This is a genomic window from Paractinoplanes tereljensis, assembly GCF_016862435.1.
GTDB lineage: Bacteria > Actinomycetota > Actinomycetes > Mycobacteriales > Micromonosporaceae > Actinoplanes > Actinoplanes tereljensis.
Genome location: NZ_BOMY01000009.1, coordinates 103,820 through 126,281 on the forward strand (window position 1 = coordinate 103,820; position 22,462 = coordinate 126,281).

At 69.8% G+C, this 22,462-nt stretch carries 20 protein-coding genes; 9 read left to right on the forward strand and 11 right to left on the reverse strand.

Annotated elements, in window-relative coordinates; genetic code table 11:
• Positions 1-13 precede the first annotated feature (13 nt).
• Both Ate02nite_RS07180 and Ate02nite_RS07185 read right to left on the reverse strand, forming a co-directional pair.
• Complete coding sequence (locus Ate02nite_RS07180) at positions 14-595, reverse strand: hypothetical protein (protein WP_203800857.1); 582 nt, start codon at positions 593-595, stop codon at positions 14-16.
• A gap of 39 nt (positions 596-634) precedes the next feature.
• Positions 635-1,408, reverse strand: a complete 774-nt coding sequence (locus Ate02nite_RS07185; RefSeq protein WP_203800859.1) for an enoyl-CoA hydratase/isomerase family protein — start codon at positions 1,406-1,408, stop codon at positions 635-637.
• A gap of 57 nt (positions 1,409-1,465) precedes the next feature.
• On the opposite strand from Ate02nite_RS07185, the gene Ate02nite_RS07190 reads away from it, so the two are divergent.
• From Ate02nite_RS07190 to Ate02nite_RS07205, 4 genes are read left to right on the forward strand one after another with little or no spacing between them, the layout of a single operon-like run.
• Entirely contained in the window at positions 1,466-1,933 is a 468-nt protein-coding gene (locus tag Ate02nite_RS07190; RefSeq protein WP_203800861.1) for a DUF6232 family protein, read from the forward strand.
• A 20-nt stretch (positions 1,934-1,953) separates the two neighbouring features.
• On the forward strand, positions 1,954-2,307 hold the full coding sequence (locus tag Ate02nite_RS07195) for a DoxX family protein (RefSeq protein WP_203800863.1): 354 nt from the start codon (positions 1,954-1,956) through the stop codon (positions 2,305-2,307).
• 52 nt (positions 2,308-2,359) lie between these two features.
• Entirely contained in the window at positions 2,360-2,896 is a 537-nt protein-coding gene (locus Ate02nite_RS07200) for a PAS domain-containing protein (RefSeq protein ID WP_203800873.1), read from the forward strand.
• Positions 2,893-3,774 (forward strand): methyl-accepting chemotaxis protein, encoded by an 882-nt coding sequence (locus Ate02nite_RS07205; RefSeq protein WP_239147186.1) that lies wholly within the window; start codon positions 2,893-2,895, stop codon positions 3,772-3,774. The genes Ate02nite_RS07200 and Ate02nite_RS07205 overlap by 4 nt, the downstream gene beginning before the upstream one ends.
• On the opposite strand, the gene Ate02nite_RS07210 is transcribed toward Ate02nite_RS07205, so the two are convergent.
• The 4 genes from Ate02nite_RS07210 to Ate02nite_RS07225 form a co-directional block, all read right to left on the reverse strand.
• Positions 3,771-4,430, reverse strand: a complete 660-nt coding sequence (locus Ate02nite_RS07210) for an Abi family protein (protein ID WP_239147187.1) — start codon at positions 4,428-4,430, stop codon at positions 3,771-3,773. The two genes, Ate02nite_RS07205 and Ate02nite_RS07210, sit on opposite strands and share 4 nt — an antisense overlap.
• A 174-nt stretch (positions 4,431-4,604) precedes the next feature.
• A complete protein-coding gene (locus Ate02nite_RS07215; protein WP_203800880.1) occupies positions 4,605-5,507 on the reverse strand; it encodes a ribokinase in 903 nt (300 codons plus the stop codon).
• 85 nt (positions 5,508-5,592) lie between these two features.
• Positions 5,593-6,408, reverse strand: coding sequence for an ABC transporter ATP-binding protein (locus tag Ate02nite_RS07220; protein WP_239147188.1), 816 nt, complete (start codon positions 6,406-6,408; stop codon positions 5,593-5,595).
• A gap of 32 nt (positions 6,409-6,440) precedes the next feature.
• Entirely contained in the window at positions 6,441-7,631 is a 1,191-nt protein-coding gene (locus Ate02nite_RS07225; RefSeq protein WP_203800881.1) for an ROK family transcriptional regulator, read from the reverse strand.
• A gap of 177 nt (positions 7,632-7,808) precedes the next feature.
• On the opposite strand from Ate02nite_RS07225, the gene Ate02nite_RS07230 reads away from it, so the two are divergent.
• The 4 genes from Ate02nite_RS07230 (at position 7,809) to Ate02nite_RS07245 (ending at position 10,884) form a co-directional block, all read left to right on the forward strand.
• A complete protein-coding gene (locus Ate02nite_RS07230; RefSeq protein WP_203800882.1) occupies positions 7,809-9,239 on the forward strand; it encodes a glycoside hydrolase family 3 N-terminal domain-containing protein in 1,431 nt (476 codons plus the stop codon).
• Positions 9,240-9,324: 85 nt separating this feature from the next.
• Positions 9,325-9,762, forward strand: coding sequence for a hypothetical protein (locus Ate02nite_RS07235; RefSeq protein WP_203800884.1), 438 nt, complete (start codon positions 9,325-9,327; stop codon positions 9,760-9,762).
• Positions 9,763-9,773: 11 nt separating this feature from the next.
• A complete protein-coding gene (locus Ate02nite_RS07240) occupies positions 9,774-10,199 on the forward strand; it encodes a thiol-disulfide oxidoreductase DCC family protein (RefSeq protein WP_239147189.1) in 426 nt (141 codons plus the stop codon).
• Positions 10,180-10,884 (forward strand): TetR/AcrR family transcriptional regulator, encoded by a 705-nt coding sequence (locus tag Ate02nite_RS07245; RefSeq protein WP_203800888.1) that lies wholly within the window; start codon positions 10,180-10,182, stop codon positions 10,882-10,884. Before Ate02nite_RS07240 ends, Ate02nite_RS07245 begins: the two co-directional genes overlap by 20 nt.
• A gap of 303 nt (positions 10,885-11,187) precedes the next feature.
• Here the strand turns inward: Ate02nite_RS07245 and mycP are convergent, their stop codons facing one another.
• The 4 genes from mycP to Ate02nite_RS07265 form a co-directional block, all read right to left on the reverse strand.
• A complete protein-coding gene (gene mycP, locus Ate02nite_RS07250; RefSeq protein WP_203800889.1) occupies positions 11,188-12,309 on the reverse strand; it encodes a type VII secretion-associated serine protease mycosin in 1,122 nt (373 codons plus the stop codon).
• Positions 12,306-13,502 carry a hypothetical protein gene (locus tag Ate02nite_RS07255; protein WP_203800891.1) on the reverse strand — a complete coding sequence of 399 codons (1,197 nt, stop codon included), beginning with the start codon at positions 13,500-13,502 and terminating at the stop codon, positions 12,306-12,308. The genes mycP and Ate02nite_RS07255 overlap by 4 nt, the downstream gene beginning before the upstream one ends.
• The gene (locus Ate02nite_RS07260) at positions 13,502-13,894 is read right to left on the reverse strand and encodes a hypothetical protein (protein WP_203800893.1); all 393 of its coding nucleotides are present in this window, start codon (positions 13,892-13,894) and stop codon (positions 13,502-13,504) included. The genes Ate02nite_RS07255 and Ate02nite_RS07260 overlap by 1 nt, the downstream gene beginning before the upstream one ends.
• 114 nt (positions 13,895-14,008) lie before the next feature.
• Complete coding sequence (locus tag Ate02nite_RS07265; protein WP_203801192.1) at positions 14,009-16,207, reverse strand: heavy metal translocating P-type ATPase; 2,199 nt, start codon at positions 16,205-16,207, stop codon at positions 14,009-14,011.
• 82 nt (positions 16,208-16,289) lie between these two features.
• On the opposite strand from Ate02nite_RS07265, the gene Ate02nite_RS07270 reads away from it, so the two are divergent.
• Entirely contained in the window at positions 16,290-17,441 is a 1,152-nt protein-coding gene (locus Ate02nite_RS07270; protein WP_239147190.1) for an NAD(P)/FAD-dependent oxidoreductase, read from the forward strand.
• Between the two features lie 43 nt (positions 17,442-17,484).
• Here Ate02nite_RS07270 and Ate02nite_RS07275 read toward each other — a convergent pair whose 3' ends face one another.
• Positions 17,485-22,422 (reverse strand): NAD-glutamate dehydrogenase, encoded by a 4,938-nt coding sequence (locus Ate02nite_RS07275; protein WP_203800895.1) that lies wholly within the window; start codon positions 22,420-22,422, stop codon positions 17,485-17,487.
• Positions 22,423-22,462 lie beyond the last annotated feature (40 nt).

Sequence of the window (22,462 nt, forward strand, 5' to 3'; positions counted from 1 at the left end):
GGGGTAGCCGCTTCTAGACGATCTTCCAGCGCAACCGGTGATGCCACGTGCGCACACAGCGAACCAGCGTGTCGTCCGAGGTTCGGCCGAACGCCCCTTCCGGCGCGCACGGGTCACCGACGGTGACCGGCACCTGCACAGCCGGACTCACCGTGGTGGCCGGCGGCTCCGGCGGCACCAGGCCCGGCGGGGCGGTGGTGGCGACGGCGGTGGACGGGCTGGCCGTGGTGGTCGGCGTCGGGAACACCACCAGCGGGTCCGGCGGGGGTTCCGGGGCGACGGCGGTCGCCGGCGTCTTGCCGGGGACGGCCTTACCTCTGGTGGTAGCCACGTCGCGGTCCGGACGCGCGGATCGGGTGGTGGCGGTCGCCGACAACGTGGTGGCCCTGGCCTCGGCGTCGGCCGAAACCGACGGCGCGGCGGTGGTGGCCGGCGGCGGGGCGAGCGGCGGTTCGGCCATCTGCTCGGCCGGGCCGCTGGACCGGCCCAGGGTGAGATAGCCGATCAGCGCGCAGAGCAGTGCCTGGCCGATCACCAGGGCAACCGCCACGCGCACGGTGCGGCGCACCGTGCGCGTGGTCGGAACCGGTTCCACCCGAGGGACTTTATGGCACCTGATCGATGGAAGCGAGCATCAGCGCCCCGTAAATGTGGGCTTACGCTTCGCGACGAACGCGGAGGTGCCCTCGACCCGGTCATCGGTGGCGAAAAGCGACGCGAAAAGTTGCGACTCCAGGGCCAGGCCGGAGGCCAGATCCATGTTCAGGCCGGCGTCGATCGCCTGCTTGGCCGCGCGCAGCGCCAGGGACGGGCCCTTGACGAACGGTTTGACCAGCTCGATCGCGGCTTGATAGACCTCGCCGGCCGGGACCACCCGGTCGGCCAGGCCGATCCGGAGCGCCTCCTCGGCGTCCACCATCCGGCCGGAGAAGATCAGGTCCTTCGCCTTGGCCGGGCCGACCAGGCGGGCCAGTCGCTGAGTGCCGCCGGCGCCCGGGATCAGGCCCAGCCGGATCTCCGGCTGGCCGAGCTTCGCGTCGTCGGCCACCACTCGCCAGTCGCAGGCCAGGGCCAGTTCACAGCCGCCGCCGAGGGCGTAACCGGTGATCGCGGCGACGACCGGCTTGGGGATCCGGGCCACGGCATCGAACGCCCCGGACAGTGCACCGGCCCGGACGGTCATGTCCTGGTAGGTCTGCGTGGTGAACTCGGTGATGTCGGCTCCGGCGGCGAAGACTTTCTCCCCGCCGTACACCACAATTGCCTTGACCACATCGGAGCCGGCGGCGGAATTCGCCGCCTCGCGCAGCTCTTCCTGCACTTGGGTGTTGAGAGGATTCATCGGGGGCCGGTCCAGACGGATGGTGCCGATGCCGTCGCTGATCTCCAGCTTCACGAACTCGCCCACGAAACACGCCTCCTGAGTGTTGGTTAAGGAAGAGACTACGACGGGTACGGAGAGTGAATGGACACCTACTACCGGGACCAGGAAGTCGTCATCACGTCGACCGGCGTGCGCATGGATGGGCGCGAGTTCGCCCTGCGCGAGCTGCGCCAGGTGTGGCATCGCCGCGGGCGCCGGTCCTGGACGACGATCGCCGGGCGGGGTGCGCTCGGCCTGGCCATGCTGCTGCCGATCGTGGTGGGTGCGCTCGGGGTCGGGGTGGCCCTGGTGATCGACGCGTCCACCTCGGTGACCGTCGGCCTGATCGGCGGCGGCATCCTGGTCGGGCTGGCCGCCGCCCCGCTCGCCGACATGCTGCTCGAGCACGTGGACCGCTCCTACGACCGGGGCAGCCGGGAACTGGAGATCTGGGCCCGCACGCCGGCCGGCGACGTGCGGCTGCTGCACACCGGGGACGCCTCCCGGTTCGGCCGGATCTACCGGGCGCTGCAACGGGCACTCGAGCCGCAGCCTGCTACTCGCCGGTAACTTCGGGTACGCTCCGGGCCATGGACAAACAGGCGATCGGGCTGGCTGGACTGCTGGCCACCTCGGGCACCCTGCACTTTCTCGTGCCGCGGCCGTTCGACTCGATCGTGCCCCGCTCGCTGCCCGGCTCCCGGCGCATCTGGACGTACGCGAGTGGTGCCGCCGAACTGGCCATCGCGGCCGCGATCGTGGTCCCCCGCACCCGCAAGCTTGGCGGCCTCGCCGCCGCCGCCCTGTTCGTCGGGGTGTTCCCGGCCAACGTCAAGATGGCGGTCGACTGGCGGCACGCGACGCCGGCCAAGCGGGCCATCGCCTACAGCCGGTTGCCGCTGCAACTGCCGCTGATCGCCTGGGCCCGGCGGGTCGCTCGCTGATTCCGGCGTTCGGCCTGCACCGTGTGGTCCGATTTAGGACCATCAAAGGATTATGCGAGGAATCCGGACCCTTCCCACCGGGGTAGAGCGCACGTTCGGCGCGGACGAGATCATCGTGACCAAGACCGACCCGCGTGGGGTGCTCACCTACGCGAACGACGTCTTCCTGCGCCTCTCGGCCTGCACCGAGGAGGAAGCGCTCGGGCAGCCGCACAATCTGATTCGGCACCCGGACATGCCGCGGGCGGTGTTCAAGCTGCTCTGGGACACCCTCGGCCGGCGCGAGGAGATCTTCGCGTACGTGCTGAACCTGGCCCTCGACGGCGCCCACTACTGGGTGTTCGCGCATGTCACGCCGTCCTTCGACCGCGCCGGGAAGCTTGTCGGTTACCACTCCAACCGGCGCCGCCCGGACCCCGAGTCGGTGCTCGCGGTCAAGCAGGTCTACGACCGGATCCTGCACACCGAACGCGGTCGCCCGACCAAGGGCGCGGCCGTCGACTCCGGCTGGAAGCAGCTGCAGGAAGAGCTGGACGGCCAGACGTACGACGAGTTCGTCTGGACCATCACGAACAGGATCGGCCGGTGAGCGACGAGGTGATGCTGGCGATCGCCGGCGTGTGCCGCCGCGCGGCGGCCGGCGACCTCGAGGCCCGGCTGACCACCATCGGCGAGACCAATGCCGCGGTCGAGTGCCGCAACGCCCTCAACGACCTGCTCGACGTCTCCGACGCGTTCGTCCGGGAGGCCGGGGCCGCCTCAGCCGCCGCCGCGGAAGGCCGCTTTCACCGGCGTTTCCTCACCCCCGGCATGCGCGGTGCGTTCCGCAGCGCGGCCGAGCAGATCTCCGCCTCGATCGCCGAGATGTTCCGCAGCTCGGAACGGCTGGCCGACGCCACCGCCGCCCGGGTCGCCCTCGCCGACGAGCTGGAACACGCGGTGCTGCGGGTCTCCGAGCAGGTGGCCACGGCCGCCACCGAGATGGGCGCCTCGGCCAACGGGCTGGCCGACTTCGCCCGGGCCGCGGTCACCGAGGCCGAACGCGGCCTGGAGACCGTGCATTCACTGCGCACCGCGGCCGACCAGATCCTCACCGCCGTCGACCTGATCAACCAGGTGGCCAAGCAGACCCGGTTACTGGCGCTGAACGCCACCATCGAGGCCGCCCGGGCCGGCCAGGCCGGACTCGGCTTCAGCGTGGTGGCCGGCGAGGTCAAGACACTGGCCGACGAGACCAGCGGTTCGAGCAGCGAGATCATGGGCCAGGTCAACCGGGTCCAGGAGGTGGCCGCGGACGCGGTGCACGTCCTGGAGGCGGTCACCGAGAGCGTCCGCGAGATGAGCGGCCTGACCAACGGCATCGCCGCCGCCGTAGACGGCGGCCACGACCTGGACGGCCTGAGCCAGCTGGCCGAAGTCCTACGCTCCGAAGTAAGCCGCTTCGTAGCCACCGCCCGCCAGACCTAAGGGCGGCCCGTCCAAGGTCGCGTCCGCAATACACCGAGCACTCCGCATCGGGACTCGATCCATTTCGCGGTCGCGGGACAGGTCCATTCGGCCAGCCTCAACGCATCAGCATGCAGCGCCGCGATCGGCCGGTTGTAGACCGGCTCGTGGTGGGCAATCCGGTTCCGGAGATCGTTCAGGCGGTCGAACACGTCGTACACGCTCTGGCGACGACTCTGGCCGGTCCAGATCTGGCTGAGGCACGGTTTCCACAGCGATCGGTCGTACGAGGAGATCAGCAGGAATCTCCAGAAACCGAACGACAACTCCGCGATCACCCGGCCCGGCGTCTCCGGCCGGCGGTTCCTCGTCGCGTTGTCACGCGCTGCCCTGATCGCCTGCAGCGTCTTCGGGGTGAGCACGTTGCCGGGGTCGAGGTACCACCGTGGTTCGCCGTACCTCTGGCCGGACCAGGCGGCCAGCCGTTGGTGCATGGCGTTGCGCACCAGCACCTCGACGTGCCCGAGGGTGCTCCAAAAAGTCGCACCCATCCTGGCGTTCCAGTCGTACAGCTCGACTGCCGCCGCCAGATCGCCGCCTACGGCCGCCCGGTAACCGCTGAATCGCTCCGGTGACAGCCGCTCCTCCAGCAGGACCGCCGTTGGTAAGCCGGACAAAGATCTGCCCCTCCGATTGAGGATCTTGCTGGCGCGGGAAAAGGGAATGGCGCCCACCGGAGGCCCGGCGAACGCCATTCGAAAGGTAAACAGAACTCTGGTGGCATCGTTGAGCGGCGCCCAGAGCTTTCGGGAGAAACTTTACCGCATGGCGGTACCGTGGCGCCAAGACAGCTAGCCGGTGATCATCTCGTCGATCTCGGCTCGGGTGGGTAGGGCGTTTGAGGCGCCCAGTTTGCGGACGCAGGCGGCGCCGGCGGCGTTTGCCCAGCGCACCGCCTCCAGCAGGTCTCGGCCCTCGCCCCAGGCCACGGCCAGCGCGCCGGTGAAGGCGTCGCCGGCCGCGGTGGTGTCGGTGGCCTCCACCGGGAAAGCCGGCACGGTCTCGTCTCGGCCGTCGCGCTCGGCGTAGCGGGCGCCGGCGCCGCCCAGCGTCAGCACCACCCGCGGGACCAGAGCCAGCAGGGCGGCCATGTCGGGTGTCGCCGAGCCGGTGATGGTCTGCGCCTCGAGCTCGTTGACCACCAGCAGGTCGACCAACTCGAGCAGCTCGATCGGCAGCTCTCGGGCCGGGGCCGCGTTCAGGATGGTGCGAGTGTCGCCGTAGCGGGCCGCCCGGCAGGCCGCGGTGACCGTCTCCACCGGGATCTCCTGCTGGCAGAGCAGCACGTCGCCGCTCGCGATGACCCGAGCCTCGTCTTCGGTGAGGTCGGTGAACGTGCTGTTGGCGCCGGGTGAGACCAGGATCGAGTTTTCGCCGGCGTGGTCCACCATGATCACCGCGACGCCGGAGGCGCCGTAGCTGGTGCGCACGTGCCGGACGTCGACGCCGGCCGCGTTCAGCCGGGCATTGAGCGTCACGCCGAACGAATCCGAGCCGATCGCGCCCAAGAAGACCGACTGGCCGCCGGCCCGGGCCGCGGCGATCGCCTGGTTGGCGCCCTTGCCGCCGGGCATCATCACGAAGTCGTCGCCGAGCACCGTCTCGCCCGGCAGCGGCAGCCGCTCGGCCAGGCCGACCAGGTCCATGTTGGCGCTGCCGGCCACCACGATCCGCGGCGCCGCCCGGGTGGTCATGCTCTCCCCGCCTCAGGCATGCTCTTCTGGCCCTCGCCTGCGGCCTGAGCGCGCATCTCACGGAAGTGCCGCTCGGTGCAGGCGATCATGCCGCCCTCGCTGCGTACCGGTCGCCGAAACGCTCGACCACCAGCGGGAGACCGAAGGTCTTGGACAGGTTGTCGGCGGTCATCACCTCGCCGAGCACGCCGGCGGCCACGATCGTGCCCTCGCGCAGCAGCAGGCCGTGGGTGAAGCCGGGCGGGATCTCCTCGACGTGGTGGGTGACCAGCACCATGGCCGGCGAATCCGGGTCGAGGGCCAGCTCGGTGAGCCGGGCGATGAGGTCTTCCCGGCCGCCCAGATCGAGGCCGGCGGTCGGCTCGTCGAGCAGCATCAGCTCGGGGTCGGTCATCAGCGCGCGGGCGATCAGGGTGCGCTTGCGCTCGCCCTCGGACAACGTGCCGAACTCCCGGTCGATCAGCGAACCCATGCCGAACTGGCCGAGCAGCTGACGGGCGCGGCCCTCGTCCTGCGGGTCGTAGCTCTCCCGCCAGCGACCCACCACCGACCAGGCCGCCGTGACGACCACGTCGAGCACCCGCTCGTCGGCCGGGATGCGCTCGCCGAACTGGCCGGTGGACAGGCCGATCCGCATGCGGAGCTCGTTCACATCCGTCCGGCCGAGGCGTTCGCCCAACACGTACGCCGTGCCGCGGGACGGGTGCAGGCGGGCCGTCGCCAGGTTGAGCAGCGTCGTCTTACCGGCGCCGTTGGGGCCCAGGATCACCCACCGCTCGTCCAGCTCGACCTGCCAGGACAGGCTCCGGACCAGGAAATTGCCACTCCGGATGACGCTTACCCGATCGAACGCGAGAACGGTGTCGTCGTGAGGCGGGATACGCACGGCAGGTTCGAGCACGCGTTCATCCTTCCACGCGCTTCCCGCGTCGCTCACGCGGTCGTCGACCCGAACACCTCATCGCGTACGGCGTCCAGAGCGGTGTGCAGTGCTCCGTGCAGGACCGGCTCGGACTCCACCCCGGTGATCACGACCTTGGGGGTGACCAGGGTGATCGCCGCCACTTCGCGTTCGACCCGCTCGGCCAGCCCGGGGCCGCCGGCCTGGCTCACCTCGCCGGCCAGCACGACCAGCGGCGGGTCCAGCACCACGCAGGTGGCGGCCACGCCAAGGGCGAGTTTTTCGGCCAGCTCGTCGAGGACCTGGTCGCCGGCCTCGCCCGCCTCGACCGCGGACCGGATCACGTCGGATGCCTCGTTGCCGCGGAAGCCGTACTTCTTGCCGATCGCCCGGACCGCGTCGGCGCCGGCGATGCTCTGGAACGCGCCGCGCACGCCACCCTTCTGCGCCCGCTTCGACTGGTGCCGCGGCACCTCGGCGCCGGCCACCGGGAGGTAGCCGATCTCGCCGGCCGCGCCGGTCGAGCCCTGGTGCAGGCGGCCGTCGATGACGCTGGCCAGACCCACCCCACGACCGATCCAGATCAGTACGAAGTCGCGATGGCCCTTGGCCGCGCCGGTGCTCTGCTCGGCGATCGCGGCGAGGTTGACGTCGTTGCCGAAGACCACCGGGGTGCTCAGGTCGCGGCGCAGGTCGTCGAGGAGGCCGCGGTGCCAGCGGGGCAGGTCCCAGGCGAACGAGATCTCGCCGCTGACCGGGTCGACCAGGCCGGGGGTGCCGAGCACGACCCGGCGGACCGAGCTCATGTCGGTGCCGGCCTCGGTGGCGGCCTGCAGCACCGCGTTGTGCACGACCCCGACCGGGTCGTCGGTGTCCTTGGTGGACTGCTCGACCCGGCTGACGATGGTGCCGGTGATGTCGGCGCAGGCGGCCATGACCCGTTCCGGGCCGACGTCGACGCCGATCACGTGGGCGCTGCCCGGGGTGACGGCGTAGAGCTGGGCGTTGGGGCCCCGGCCGCCGGCCTGCTCGCCGACCCGGCGCACGAGACCACGCTGCTCGAGCCGCTCCACCAACTGCGAAGCGGTGACCTTGCTGAGCCCGGTCATCTCGCCGAGCTGGGCGCGGGTCAACGGGCCTCGGTCGAGCAGTAGCTCCAGCGCCGCGCGGTCGTTGAGTGCGCGCAGCAGCCGGGGTGTGCCCGGAAGGCGGGTGGCGGCCATAACTACGTCCCCTAGTAATTAAATATTGTTTTCCATTGGCTTACCGAGCCCCCGACGTCGTAGCCGCAGCGTAACGGTCGAGATCGTAGTCGTCCGCAGTGCACACGTCATCGACTCGGAGCGATCATGGCAGCTCGCGGGGCCGATCAGCCAGCCTTGAATCACCGGAAGGACAGCATGGTCATCGATCACGGGCTTCGCCGGCTCGCTCTCGGCACCCTCCTCGGCGCGCTTCCGGGGCAGGTCGCGCCGCCGTGGGCGATGTCGTTACTCGCCGATGGCCTGGCCGGATTCACGCTCTTCGGTCGGAACGTCGACTCGCCGGAACAACTCGCCGGGCTGACCGCCGCGCTCCGGGCCGGGCGGGCCGACGTCATCGTCGCGACCGACGAAGAGGGCGGGGACGTCACCCGGCTCGCGCACCGGACCGGCAGTCCCTACCCGGGGAACGCGGCTCTCGGCGTGGTCGACGACCCGGAACTCACCCGGGCGGTGTACACGGCGGTCGGGGCCGACCTGGCCGCGACCGGAGTGACCCTCGACCTGGCGCCGGTCGTGGACGTCAACACCGCGGACGCCAACCCGGTCATCGGGACGCGGTCGTTCGGGGCGTCGACCGCGCTGGTGACCCGGCACGCGGCCGCGGCCGTGACCGGCCTGCAGGAGGCCGGGGTGTCGGCCTGCGCCAAGCACTTCCCCGGGCACGGCGCCACCGTCACCGACTCGCACCTCGAGCTGCCCACGGTCGACGTACCCGTCTCGGTGCTGCGGGAACGGGATCTGCCGCCGTTCGCGGCGGCGATCGCGGCCGGCGCGCGGGCGGTGATGACGGCCCACATCCGGGTGCCCGCGCTGACCGGGAACGATCCGGCGACGTTCAGCCGTGGAGCGCTCTCTCTGCTGCGGCACGAGCTCGGCTTCGATCGGGTCATCGTCACCGACGCGCTGGAGATGACCGGCGCCGCGGCGGCCGCCGGCGGGGTTCCGCGGGCGGCGGTGCGAGCTCTCGCGGCGGGCGCGGACCTGCTGTGTCTGGGCTCCCGGGTGGACGCGGCGCTGGTCGAGGCGGTGGCCGCGGAGATCGCGGTGGGCACGCAGGACGGGCGGCTCGCGCTGGGCGATCTCGAGAGAGCGGTTACCCGTACGGGCGAATTGGCGTCTTCAAGCGCGGCCTCCGGCACTCAGCGTGACCAAAGTCTGGGTCTGGTCGCCGCACGGCGGGCCGTGCGGGTCGAAGGATCGCTGGAAGATCTTGGATCGCCGCTGGTGGTGCAGTTGGTCGGAGCGCAATCGATGGTGACCGGGCGAGTGCCCTGGGGGTTGGCGCCTCACCTCGACGGCATCGAGCACGTCGCGGTCGTCGCCGCCGCGGCCTCCGCCGACGACCTGGTCGCGCGGGCCGGCCGGCGGCCGATCATCGTGGTCGGGCAGCGCGTACACCAGTCTTCCGCCGACCGCGGGTTGATCGAAGCCCTCCCGGCGCCGGTGGTCCTCGAGATGGGCTGGCCCTCGTCGTGGCGGCCGGCGAACGGCCGGGCGTTCGTCACCACCCACGGTGCGAGCTGGGCCAACGGCCGGGCCGCCGCCGAGGTCCTCGGGCTCGCCTGACTCTCACGTCACATCTCTTGAACGCGTTCAAGTAGAGGCCGTAGTCTGTGCCTGAAAGTTGAACACGTTCGAGAAAGGCGATCCGATGGATCCGAAGGTCTGGATGTACCTGGTCTATCTCCTGGTCAGCGTGGGGCTGACCGTGTGGGTGGCGACCACGCTGTCTCGCAACGGGCTGGTCTTTCTCGCCGACGTCTTCGCCGACGAGAAGCTGGCCAAGGCCGTCAACCAGCTGCTGGTGATGGGCTTCTACCTGCTCAACCTCGGCTACGTGACGTTCGCGATGCGCTCCGGCGCGCAGATCGACGACACCAGCGAGGCGCTGGAAACGCTCTCCATGAAGATCGGCCTGGTGCTGCTGGTGCTCGGCGTCCTGCACTTCTGCAACGTCTTCTTCCTGAACCGCTACCGCCGCGGACGCCTCCGCCAGCAGCAGGTGCGGCCGCCGCTGCCGCCCACCGGCCGGCTGCCCATCCACCCGCAGATGCCGATGCCGCCGCAGGCCCCGCCGGCCCGCGCATGATCTCGCGGGCGATGGACACCGACCCGGCCGGACACGGGGCCGGCCGGGTCGGGTCCTTCACCGTGCTGTTCGACGAGGGGTGCCCGATCTGCCGGACCGCGCGGCGCTGGCTCGCGAGCCGGGCCCAGCTCGTACCGCTCAGCTTCGTCCCGGCCGGGTCACCGGAAGCGCGAGAGCGCTTTCCCGGACTCGATCATTCGGCTACGTTGCGTGATCTCACGGTGATCGCCGACGACGGCGCCTACTACGTCGGCGACGCCGCCTGGCTCGCCTGCCTGTGGGCGCTCGACGGATATCGAGCCACGGCCGAGCGATTCTCCTCGCCGCGACTGCTGCCGGCGGCCCGGCGTTTCATCGCGGCCGCTTCGGCCGTACGCGAGCAGACCCGCTCCCCCAGCACGGACTACGGTGACCAATGTGACGACCGCTGCCGCTGACCACGGCTCCCCTGGCCCCGCGCGGCGGGCCCGGGGTGAGCAGACCCGGCAGCTGATCTTGGAGACGGCGCTGCGGCTGTTCCGCGAGCGGGGTTATGGCGAAACCACCATGCGGGCCATCGCCAAGGAGGCCGGGGTCGCGGTCGGGAACGCCTATTACTACTTCGACTCCAAGGAACACCTGATCCAGGGGTTCTACGACCGCAACCAGACCGAGCACCGGACCGCGTCGACCGAGGTGCTGGCCACCTCGACCGAGTTCGCGGCCCGGCTGCGCGGGGTGATGCATGCCGGCATCGACGTCAACGAGCCGTACCACTCGTTCGCCGGGACGTTTTTCAAGAGCGCGGCCGAGCCCTCGTCGCCGCTGAGCCCCTTTTCCCGGGAGTCGTCGCCGGCCCGGGACGCGTCGATCGCGATCTTCCGGGACGTGATCGAGGGCTCGTCGGCCAAGCTCGACCCCGAGCTGCGCAAGGAGCTGCCGGAGCTGCTGTGGCTCGGTTGGATGGGCGTGATCCTGTTCTGGGTGTACGACAAGTCGCCCGGCCAGCGCCGCACCCGCAAGCTCATCGACGGCACGGTCCCGCTGATCGACCGCCTGGTCGGCCTGTCCCGGCTGCGGGTGCTGCGCCCCGCCCTGCGCCAGGTGCTGGGCCTGATCGAAACCGTCCGCCGAGACGATTGATCACCGTGGGTAGCCAGGACGTTTGCTCACGCTGAGTCATCCCGTACGGCAATATGTGGTTTAGTGTCCGATGATTTCCGGATCTGTCGCCTATGTTGGCTTGGCCGAACGGCCATTTTGCGCACAGAGCGCTTCCAACCCGACCAAGTCGGAACGTAGCGTGATGTTCGCAGGTGGATCTGGGGACGTCGCAAGAACTCGGACTAACGGGACCAGACCGAGCGCTCGCGACAGCAACTGTGAGCCGGCCGCAGCGCGACTTCGGGAGCAGCCGCGCCGTGGCCGGCTCACGCTGTCACAGCCTCAGCCCGACCGTCGCCGCCGCATCATCAGAACGGCGACGAAGACACCCGCGAGCACCACCAGCCCGGCGACGATCAGCGCCGGCACCAGCACGTTGACCGCCTTCGGCAAATCGTCGGACGCCGCCGTGTCCCCCGGGGCGTCCTGCACCGCACTACCGGATGGCGCCGCCGACGGCAGCGGAGCTACGTCGGCGGTCAGCGCTTTGACGACGTTCAGCAGCCCGTAGCCGTAGGTGTCGTCCCGGCCAGCGGGCCCGGCGTCATCCGCAGTAGCGGTAAGTCGATGAACAACCTCAGCCGCACTCAAATCCGGATATTTGGCCCGCAGCAGGGCCGCAGCACCACTGACAATCGCGGACGCGTCACTGGTACCTCTGGCGATCTTGTAGCCAGTGGCACCGATGTCGGTGCTGATGATTTGATCGCCGGGCGCGGAGAGACCGATGTATGGGCCGGTAACAGAGATCGACGCGATCTTCCGGTCCTTGCCATATGCGCCGACCGCCAGCACCTCTGGGTACTTGGCCGGGTATTTGTCGACCAGATTGCTGATGTCGTTGTCGTTACCGGCTGATGCGACCAGCACGATGTCGGCCGCCTGAGCCTTACGAATCGCCGCTTGCATTACACCGTCATCACCTGTGGCGAAGGACATGTTGATCACGCCGGCATGCTTGTCGATCGCGAAGTCGATCGCCTTGGTCATGAAGCCGGTCGAGGAGTATCCGTCGGCCCCCGCCGCAATCGGAAGGATCTTGGCCGCCGGAGCGATGCCCAGCACACCGTCTCCCGACCCGTGACCCCGCCCGGCGATGAGCCCGGACATGGCTGTGCCGTGCCCGTCCAGGTCTTCGGTGCCTTCACGGCCAGCCAAATTGCTGTCTGCGGTGTCGAGGCCGGGGAGTAAAGCACCAGCGAGGTCGGGATGATCTGGATCGGCGCCGGAATCGATCACTGCGACGATTACACCTTCGCCACGGCTGATTTTGTGAGCGTCGGCGATCTTCAGATCCGTCAAATACCACTGCTGATCACGAGTCGTGTCGGCCAAGGCAGGCGCTGCGGGCACCACCACCATCGTGAGAGTTGCCGCAGCACCGGCCAGCACACGCCCGATCATCGGTTGAAACCCAGAACTCCCGGGCCCGGGTCGTGCCGCACCTTGGTGGTGTCCGGGGTGATCACCGGTGCCACACCCTCTGCGGTCCCCCACTGCTCGTCGGCCTCTCCGCCGATCAGCGATTCGTCATTTTCGCCGCGCTGACCACGTCGGCCGGGCTGGCCGTTGAGCGGCATCTGCCCGCCGGTACCGGCGCCGCGGCCACCTCCCAGCCCGCCTTCGCCGAGCACAGCGCCCGACGGCAGGCCGCGACGCATCGACACCGCCCGCCGGGCACTCGGCGCAGTCCGTCCACCACCGATTCCCGGCACACCGAGACCGAGCCCACCACCAGCGCCGAGGCCGCTACCAGGAGCTAGTCCCAGTCCCGTGGGAACACCGGGAAAACCGCCGCCGCCCAGTCCCGATCCGGTCGGCAATCCCAGCGCGGCAGTCGGGCCGGTGAGAGCCGGGGTGGCCTGCGGGGCGAAGACGCCACTCAGACCTGGGCCGACACCCAGCGACGGGTCGCTTCCCGATCCTGCCTCGGGCCCGCCCGCGCCTGGACCGGCAACAACCGGATCCGGAAGCACCGGATCGTGCGGCACCGTGACCGGCACCGGCGCAGCCCGCACGATCGCCCCGGAACCAGAACCACCAACCGACGAGCCCCCGCTGGGATCTAGTACCACGGCGCCGGGGTCGTCCTCGGCCCCTTTCATTTGGTACAGCGCCGGTGCCTGGATCTGCTTACTGTGATCAGCGATCGCGGCTTCCATCTCACGCATTGCCTGCTGTGCCTTGACGTCGTATTCGTCCTCAGCGTGATCGATGAACCGCGGCATGAGGTCGCCGCTGACCGCCTCCCGGTCCGCCGCCCACCCCCGGACGTCGGCCTGCGCAGTGCTAATCGCCGCCATAACCCCACGCAGACCTGCGTGTGTGTTCTCCGCGGACGTCATCGTTTCTTGCATCGAGTCGAGCAGCGTATCTATCTGGGTCAGGAAGATCTTGGCCGAGGCATTCTGCTCCGGCGGCCACGCGCCGGCCAATTCCTGACCGGCGCTGAGCAACCGCTTTCGCTGCTCGCTGACTGCAGTGGCAAGCGAGTCCCAGGCATTCACCCGATCCGACCCTGTGCACACATTGTCCGGCGCCAACATCGCCCAGATCGCCGGCAAGTTGTAGGAATCCCAGTTCGTCGTCCCGGCCATCAGACAACTCCGTCCTTGCCGCTACCGAGAGCGCGATTCGCGGCCACCATCGCAGAGTGGATCAGGTGCTGCACCTGCTGCTGGGCCTGGGCGGAGTTCAGGTCGGCGGAGGCGAACTGGCGGGCGATCTGTTCCGCGACGTCGGCCAGGATGCCGGCGGCCTGCTGGTAGGCGCGCAGGTTGGCCTCGGCGTGTGCCAGCGCTTCGGCGTAGCGGACCTTTGCCTCGGTCACCACGTCGCTTGGGGTCATACGGGAGCCGAAACCGACGCCCTGACGGTGGAGGTCGGCGCCTCGGCCTGCGATGTCGGCGAAGCCGTCGGTGGTCTGTTGCTGCATGCCCCGGCCGAAGTCGTTGACTCCGTCGGTGTCTATCTGGACTCCGTCCGGCACGATTCCTCCCCGATCACGAACCGCGACTCCCCATCGTATCGATTGAGGCAATCGCGTCCTACCCCTGCTACCTACACACGACAGTGGGGCCGGACGGGTTCGATGGCGGGCGGATCAGTGCGGGGCGAAGCGGCGTAGCCGGAGGCTGTTGAGGACTACGAAGATGGAGCTGAAGGCCATGGTGGCGCCGGCGATCATCGGGTTCAGCAGGCCGGCGGCGGCCAGCGGCAGGGCCGCCACGTTGTAGGCGAAGGCCCAGAACAGGTTGCCGCGGATGATGGCCAGGGTGCGCCGCGAGAGTCGGACGGCGTCCACCGCGGCGGTCAGGTCGTCTCGGACCAGGGTCAGGTCGGAGGCCTGGATGGCCACGTCGGTGCCGGCGCCCATCGCCAGGCCCAGGTCGGACTGGGCCAGGGCGGCCGCGTCGTTCACGCCGTCGCCGACCATGGCCACCGAGCGGCCCTTGGCCTGCAGACTCTTGACCACGTCGACCTTGCCGGACGGGAGTACGCCCGCGAAGACCTGGTCGATGCCCACCTCGGCGGCGACCGCCTGGGCGACCGGCTCGGCATCGCCGGTTACCAGCATCGGTTCCAGGCCCAGGCGTCGCAGGGCCGAGATGGCGGCGGCGCTGGTGGGGCGTACGGCATCGGTCAGTGCGATCCAACCCTGGGCCGCGCCGTCCACCCGGACCTCGACCCACGTCGCGGCCGTCAGGCCGACAGGCCGCGGCAAGCGGACCGTCGGCAGATCGGCATCCGACAGGCGAACGGTCGGCGAGTCGGCGGTGGATAAAACGGCGGACGGCGGCGTGCCGGCGCTGATCTCGACCAAGGTGCCGTCGACCCGACCCTGGATGCCCACCCCGGCGGTGGCGTGGAAGTCCGTCGCCGGCGGCAGCGGGCCGCGTTCGCGAGCCGCCGCCGTGATCGCGCGGCCCAGCGGGTGCTCGCTCGCCGCCTCGACCGCGCCGGCCAGCCGGAGCACGTCGCCCTCGGGAACGCCGGGGGCGGGAACGACCGCGGCCACCGACATCCGGCCGGTGGTCACCGTGCCGGTCTTGTCGAGGATGATCGTGTCGACCCGGCGGGTGGATTCCAGGGCTTCGACGCCGCGGATCAGGATGCCCAGCTGGGCGCCGCGGCCGGTGCCGACCAGCAGCGCGGTCGGGGTGGCCAGGCCAAGGGCGCAAGGGCAGGCGATGATCAGTACGGCTACCGCAGCCGTGAACGCGGCGGTCGGCCCGCGGCCGGTGCCCAGCCAGAAGCCGAGGGTGCCGATGGCCAGCACGATCACCACGGGGACGAACACGGCCGAGATCCGGTCGGCCAGGCGCTGCACGGCCGCCTTGCCGTTCTGAGCGTCCTCGACCAGGCGGGCCATCTGGGCGAGCTGGGTGTCGGCGCCGACCTTGGTCGCGCGCACCACCAGGCGGCCGCCGGCGTTGATGGTCGCGCCGGTCACCGGGTCGCCGGGGCGCACCTCGACCGGTACCGACTCGCCGGTCAGCAGGCTCAGGTCGAGCGCCGAGGCACCGTCGAGCACCACGCCGTCGGTGGCGACCTTCTCGCCCGGCCGTACCAGGAAATGGTCTCCGACCCGCAGGTCGGCCGCCGGGATCTCCCGCTCGGTGCCGTTCCGCAGCACCGTGACCGTCTTCGCGCCGAGTTCGAGCAACGCCCGCAGGGCGTCGCCGGCGCGGCGTTTCGCCCGCGCCTCCAGATAGCGCCCGGCCAGCAGGAACGTGGTCACGCCGGCGGCGGCCTCGAGGTAGATGGCGTCGCCGTCGCTCGCGGTGAGGGAGAACGGATGCGTCATGCCGGGCATCCCGGCGTCGCCGAGGAACAGCGCCCACAGCGACCAGCCGAATGCGGCGAGGGTGCCGAGCGAGACCAGCGTGTCCATGGTGGCGGCGCCGTGCCGCAGGTTGACGAACGCCGCCCGGTGGAACGGCCAGCCGCCGTAGACCACGACGGGAGCGGCCAGCACCAGCGACAGCCACTGCCAGTAGTCGAACTGCCAGGCCGGGACCATCGCCAGCACGATCACCGGGACGCTGAGGACGGCGGAGATCAGGAGCCGGTCCCGGAGACCGTCGCGAGGTTCGGACGGTTTGTCAAAAGTCGCGGTATATCCGGTTTTCTCGACCACGGCGATCAGGTCGGCCGCGGTCAGCGACGACGACACCGTGGCCCGCGCCTTCTCGGTCGCGTAATTCACCGTCGCGGTCACGCCGTCGAGCCGGTTCAGCTTCTTCTCGATACGGCTGGCGCACGACGCGCAAGTCATTCCGCCGATCTCCAGCTCGATCATCTGAGGCACAACCCGAGTCTATACCCCCCTGGGGTACGGAAGAACGACGCCCCGGGCGCGCCGGCCGGGTTAGCCTCCGCTGGTGACAACACGTGTGGTGGTTCTGGGAGCTGGGTTCGGCGGGCTTGAGTTGGCGACCGTGGTGGCCGCGGAGTGCGGTGACGCGGTCGAGCTGACTCTGATCGACAAGGGCGAGGGGTTCGTGTTCGGCTTCTCGAAGCTGGACGTCATGTTCGGCCGGGTGAGCGCCGACCACGTACTGCACCGGTACGCGGACATGGTCAATCCGGGGGTGCGCTTCGTCCAGGCGAAGATCACCGCGATCGACCCTGCGGCCAAGCGGGTGGAGACCAGCGCGGGCACCTTCGAGGCGGACATCCTGGTGGTGGCGCTCGGTGCCGACCTGCACCCGGAGGCGACGCCCGGCCTGCTGGAGGGCGGCAACGAGTTCTACACCGTCCCGGGCGCGTTCCGGACCCGGGACGCGCTGAACGACTTCACCGGCGGCCGGGTGGTCGTGGCGGTCACCTCGACGCCGTTCAAGTGCCCGCCGGCGCCGAGCGAGACCGCGCTGCTGCTGCACGAGTTCCTCACCGAGCGTGGGGTGCGCGCCTCCTCGGAGATCTCGCTGGTCATGCCGCTGGGCGCACCGATCCCGCCGTCGCCGGACGCGTCGAAGGCGGTGCTGGCCGCGTTCGCCGAGCGGGACATCGCCTGGCGCCCGGAGAAGCTGGTGCGGTCGCTCGACCCGGAGCGCAAGGTCGCCATCCTGAGTGACGGCGAGGAGATCCCGTACGACCTGTTCCTCGGCGTGCCGGTGCACCGCGCACCGCAGGTGGTGGCCGAGTCCGGCCTGGCCGTCGACGGCTGGATCCCGGTCGACACGCTCACCCTGGAGACGTCCTTCCCCGGGGTGTACGCGGTGGGCGACGTGACAAGCGTCGGCACGCCGAAGGCCGGGGTCTTCGCCGAGGGGCAGGCCGCGGTGGCCGCCGCCCGCATCGTCGACACGATCAAAGGCAAGACCGCAACCAGCGAGTACGGCGGTACAGGGGTCTGCTACCTCGAGATGGGGGCCGGCCAGATGGCGAAGGTCGAGGTCACCTTCCTGGCCGGGCAGCGTCCGGTCGGCGGCCTGCAGGGCCCGTCACCCGAGCTGATGGCCGACAAGAGCACGTTCGGCGCCGAGCGGATCCGCCGCTGGTTCGGCCGCGACTGGACGCCGGTCGCCTGAGAAAGAACCGGCCCGGTGCACAGGGCACCGGGCCGGCATCACCTCAGCTGGCCGCGGTCTTGACCAGGGTGCGGATCTGGCGGAGCAGCACCGACAGGGCGGCCAGCTCGGCCGGGGTGTCGTCGACGTTGCCCATCGCGTTCGAGGCCCGGGCGATCGAGGCCGCGTTGACGTGCTCCCACTGCGACACCCGGTCGGGGGCCGGCGACTCGGACGGGGTCGACTCCATGACCTCGACCGTGAGGGCGGCCAGCGCGGCGTACAGGTCGTAGCGCAACGCCATCCGGGCCAGCGTCTGCCAGCGGTCGCCGCGCGGGAGCTTCGAGATGTGCGACAGCAGCTGGTCGATCTGGAACCGCTCGGACAGGACGAAGTAGACCTGGGCCACCTCGGTCGCGTCCCGGCCGGACGTCGCGCTCGCGGTGAGCACGTCGAGCAGGCCGAAACCGTAGTTGCACCAGGTGACCCGCTCGGCCAGGTCGATCGGCACACCCTTGTCGATCAGGGTGGCCACGTGCTCGTCCATCGAGCGGCGCTCGATGCCGATCAGCACGTTCTGCAACTCGGGCAGCAGCGCCCGAACCCCGGGCTCGAGCTTGGGGATCTCGCCGGCCACGTCGATCGGCGAGCGGCGGGTGCTGACCAGCCAGCGGACCGCCCGGTCGAGCAGGCGCCGCGACTCCAGGAAAACCAGCGTCTGGGCGGACGTGGGCACCTGGTTGTCGAGTGCCTCGGCCGCGGCCCAGATCTCCGGCAGCCCGTAGGCCTCGCGGACCACCACATATGCCCGCAGGACGTCGGCCGCCGACGCGCCGCTCTCCTCCATCGCCCGGTAGACGAACGACGTACCCCCGCGGTTGACCACCTCGTTGACCAGCGCGGTGGAGATGATCTCCCGGCGTAGCCGGTGGCCGGCCATCCGGCCGGCGAAGCGCTCGCGCAGCGGCGTCGGGAAATAGCGGGCCAGTACGCCGTTGGTCCAGGCCTCGTCGACCAGTTCGTCGGCGAGCACCTCACGCTCCAGCGAGATCTTCACGTACGCCAGGAGCACCGCGAACTCGGGAGCGGTAAGCCCCTCGCCGGCCTCGTAGCGGATGGCCAGCTCGGCGTCCGTCGGCAGGGCCTCCAGCTCGCGGTTGAGCTGGCCGCTCTCCTCCAGGTCGTTGAGCATCCGCCGGTGCACCGGCAGCAGCGAGTGGGCCTGCGCCCGCGCGTTGCCGAGCGCGAATGCCTGCTCGTAGTTGTCCCGCAGAACCAGCGCGGCGACCTCGTCGGTCATCGTGGCCAGCAGTTCGTCCCGCTGGGGCAGGGTCATTTCGCCGGCGGTGACCGCGGCGCCCAGCAGGATCTTGATGTTGACCTCGTGGTCGGAGCAGTCGACGCCGGCCGTGTTGTCGATGAAGTCGGTGTAGATGCGGCCGCCGGTGCGGGCGAACTCGATCCGCCCGCGCTGAGTGAGGCCCAGGTTTCCGCCCTCGCCGACCACCCGGACCCGCAGCTGCGACCCGTTGATCCGGATCGCGTCGTTGGTCTTGTCGCCGACGTCGGCGTGGGTCTCGCTGACCGCCTTCACATACGTGCCGATGCCGCCGTTGAAGAGCAGGTCGACCGGCGCCCGCAGGATGGCCCGCATCAGGTCGGTGGGGCTGACCGCGACGCCGTCGCCCAGGTCGAGGGCGGCCCGCACCTCGGGCGAGACGGGGATGGACTTGGCCGTGCGCGGATAGATGCCGCCACCCGCCGAGATGAGCTCGGCCGAGTAGTCGGCCCAGGAGGATCGGGGCAGGTCGAACAGCCGCTGCCGCTCGGCGAAGGAGATCGCAGCGTCCGGATTGGGGTCCAGGAAGATGTGCCGGTGGTCGAACGCGGCCACCAGCCGGATGTGCTGGGAGAGCAGCATCCCGTTGCCGAAGACGTCGCCGCTCATGTCGCCGACGCCGACCACCGTGAAGTCTTCGGTCTGGGTGTCGGTGCCCAGATCGCGGAAGTGCTTCTTGACCGACTCCCAGGCGCCCTTCGCGGTGATGCCCATCTTCTTGTGGTCGTAGCCGGCCGAGCCGCCGCTGGCGAACGCGTCACCCAGCCAGAACTCCTTGGCCACCGAGATCTCGTTGGCGATGTCGCTGAACGTCGCGGTGCCCTTGTCGGCCGCGACCACCAGGTAGGGGTCGTCGTGGTCGTGCCGGACCACATCGCGCGGCGGGACGATCTTGCCGTTGTGGATGTTGTCGGTGACGTCGAGCAGCGCGGTGATGAACCGCTTGTAGCACTCGACGGCCTCGTCGCGGTCGCCCGGTTTCTGCTTGAGGACGAAGCCGCCCTTGGCACCGACCGGCACGATCACCGCGTTTTTCACCATCTGGGCCTTCACCAGGCCGAGCACCTCGGTGCGGAAGTCTTCACGCCGGTCCGACCAGCGCAGGCCACCCCGGGCGACCGCGCCGAAGCGCAGGTGCACGCCCTCGAACCGAGGCGAGTACACGAAGATCTCGTATTTCGGGCGGGGCTGCGGCAGGTCGGGAATGGCCTGCGGGTCGAGCTTGAACGCCACGTAGGACTTCGGCCGGCCGTCCGCGCCACGCTGGAAGAAGCTGGTGCGCAGGGTGGCCTGGATCAGGGTCAGGTAGGAACGCAGGATCTTGTCCTGGTCGAGGCTGTCGACCCCGTCCAGCAGCTCGGTGATCTTGTCGACCATCTCGCCGGCCAGCCGGCCCCGCTCCTCCTCGCCCGCTTCCAGCCGGGGCGAGAAACGGGTCTCGAAGAGCTGCACCATCGAGCGGGCGATCTCCGGGTAGGCGATGAAGGTCGACTCGATGTAGCGCTGGGAGAAGACGCCGCCGGTCTGGCGCTGATATTTCGCGTACGCCCGGAGCACCACCACCTGCCGCCAGGTCAGCCCGGCCCGCAGCACCAGCTCGTTGAACCCGTCGACCTCGGCCTCACCGCGCCAGGCCGCGGCGAACGCATTTTCCACCTGCGGGCGCACCTCGGCCAGCTCGCGGTGCGCGGCCGGCGGGAGCAGCCCGAAGTCGTAGAGGTAGACGGTGCCGTCGGTGCGGCGGATCTCGTACGGCCGCTCGTCGACGACCTTGGCGCCGAGCGAGTGCAGCACCGGCAGGACGGCGGACAGCATCATCGGTTCGCCGTACCGGTAGACCTTGAACCGGACGTCGTGGTCGTCGGGCTCGGGCTCGCCGCTCTTGCCGAGGTGCCGCTTGCGGTAGAGGTGCATCTCCAGCTGGCCGGGTTCCTCGAGCAGCTCCAGCTTGGCCAGATCCTGCATGCCCTCGTACGGCGTGTGGCCGTCCTTGTAGCTGTCGGGATAGGCGTGCGAATAGCGGGTGAACAGGTCGCGGGCCGATTCCTCGCCCAGCTTGCGCTCGAGCACCAGGGAGAAGTCGTCGTCCCACATCCGGGTGGCGTCGGCCAGCATCTCGGCCAGATCGTTGGGGTCGACCTGACCGGGCGGGTCGGCCGGGTCGGTGCGCACGATGAAGTGCACCCGGGCCAGCATCCGCTCGGTGACCCGGGTGGTGTAGTCGACCCCGATGCCGTTCAGCTCACGCAGCAGGATCTCCTGCATACGCAGCCGGTTACCGGTGGTGAACCGGTCGCGCGGGAGGTAGATGAGGCAGCTGATGAATCGGCCGTACCCGTCGCGGCGCAGGAAGAGCCGCAGCTGACGACGGCCGGCCATGCGCAGCACGCCGACGACGGCCTCGTAGAGGTCGTCGGTCTTGATCTGGAAGAGCTCGTCCCGCGGGTAGGTCTCCAGGATCTGCAACAGGTCCTTGCCGGAGTGGCCGCGCGGGGACAGGCCCGAGCGGTCCAGCACCTCGGTGACCTTGCGCTTGACCACCGGCAGCTCCCGCACGCTGGTGCGGTAGGCGGAGGAGCTGAACAGGCCCAGGAAGCGGCGCTCGCCGATCACGTTGCCGTGGCCGTCGAAGACCTTCACGCCGATGTAGTCGAGGTAGGCCGAGCGGTGCACGGTGGCCCGCGAGTTGGCCTTGGTGATCACCAGCAGGCGTTTCTCCAGGGCCCGGGTGTACGCCTCGGGGGTCATCGTGGAGAGCTGCCGCGGGGTCGAGTCGCCGCGCAGGATGCCGAGGCCGGTGCCGTGCACCGCGTTGAGCACGTCGGAGTCGAGCCGGTATTCGCGGTAACCGAGGAACGTGAAGTGATCGTGGGCGAGCCACTTGAGCAGCTCGATCGAGTCGGTGACGTCCTTGTCCGGCACCGGCAGCTTGACCTCGGAACCGCGGGCCGCGGCCAGCTCGTCGGCGATCACCAGAGCCCGCTGGCGCATCCGCGGCCAGTCCTCGACCGCGTCCCGCACGTCGGTCAGCACCCGGCGAATCTCGTTGTGCAGCTGCTCGCGTGCCTCGTCGCGGCGGACCGGATCGATCTCGATCCTTATCCAGCTCTCCACCAGGTCGCCGTCGATCGCGTCGTCCGGCTCGACGTCGGCGGCCAGCTCGGCCATCGCGCCGAGCGGTGCCCGGCGCACCACGATCAACGGGTGCACCATCAGGTGCACCTGCAACTGGTGGGCGGTCAGCAGGGCGATCACCGAGTCGACCAGGAACGGCATGTCGTCGGTGACGATCTGCAGAACGGTGTGGCACTGCGCGCCGGACGGCGGGGTTATCGCCAGCTTCAGCTCGCCGGGCAATCGCACCGCGGCGAGCTCGCGATGGGCAACCGCTGCCTCATGCATCTCCTGCGGAGAAAGACCAACGAGTTCCTCATCCGGCGCGAACCGCCAGAATCGGCCGACCAGCGACGCCGTCGCATGGTCGTTGCCCGCGACCTCAACGGCCTGCGCCACCAGGCGCTCCCCGTTCGGCAGCGGTTCGTCGATCTCCCCGTCCTCGGACGCACCGAGGCGGCCCGTGAGGGCCAACCCGGGACCTTGCGACAGATCCAACTCATCGGAATTCGAGTCGGTTTCCGTCGCAGCCTCGTCGGCGACAGACATGGCCAGGCGCTCCCCTCACCCACGACACTGTGGGTTCGAA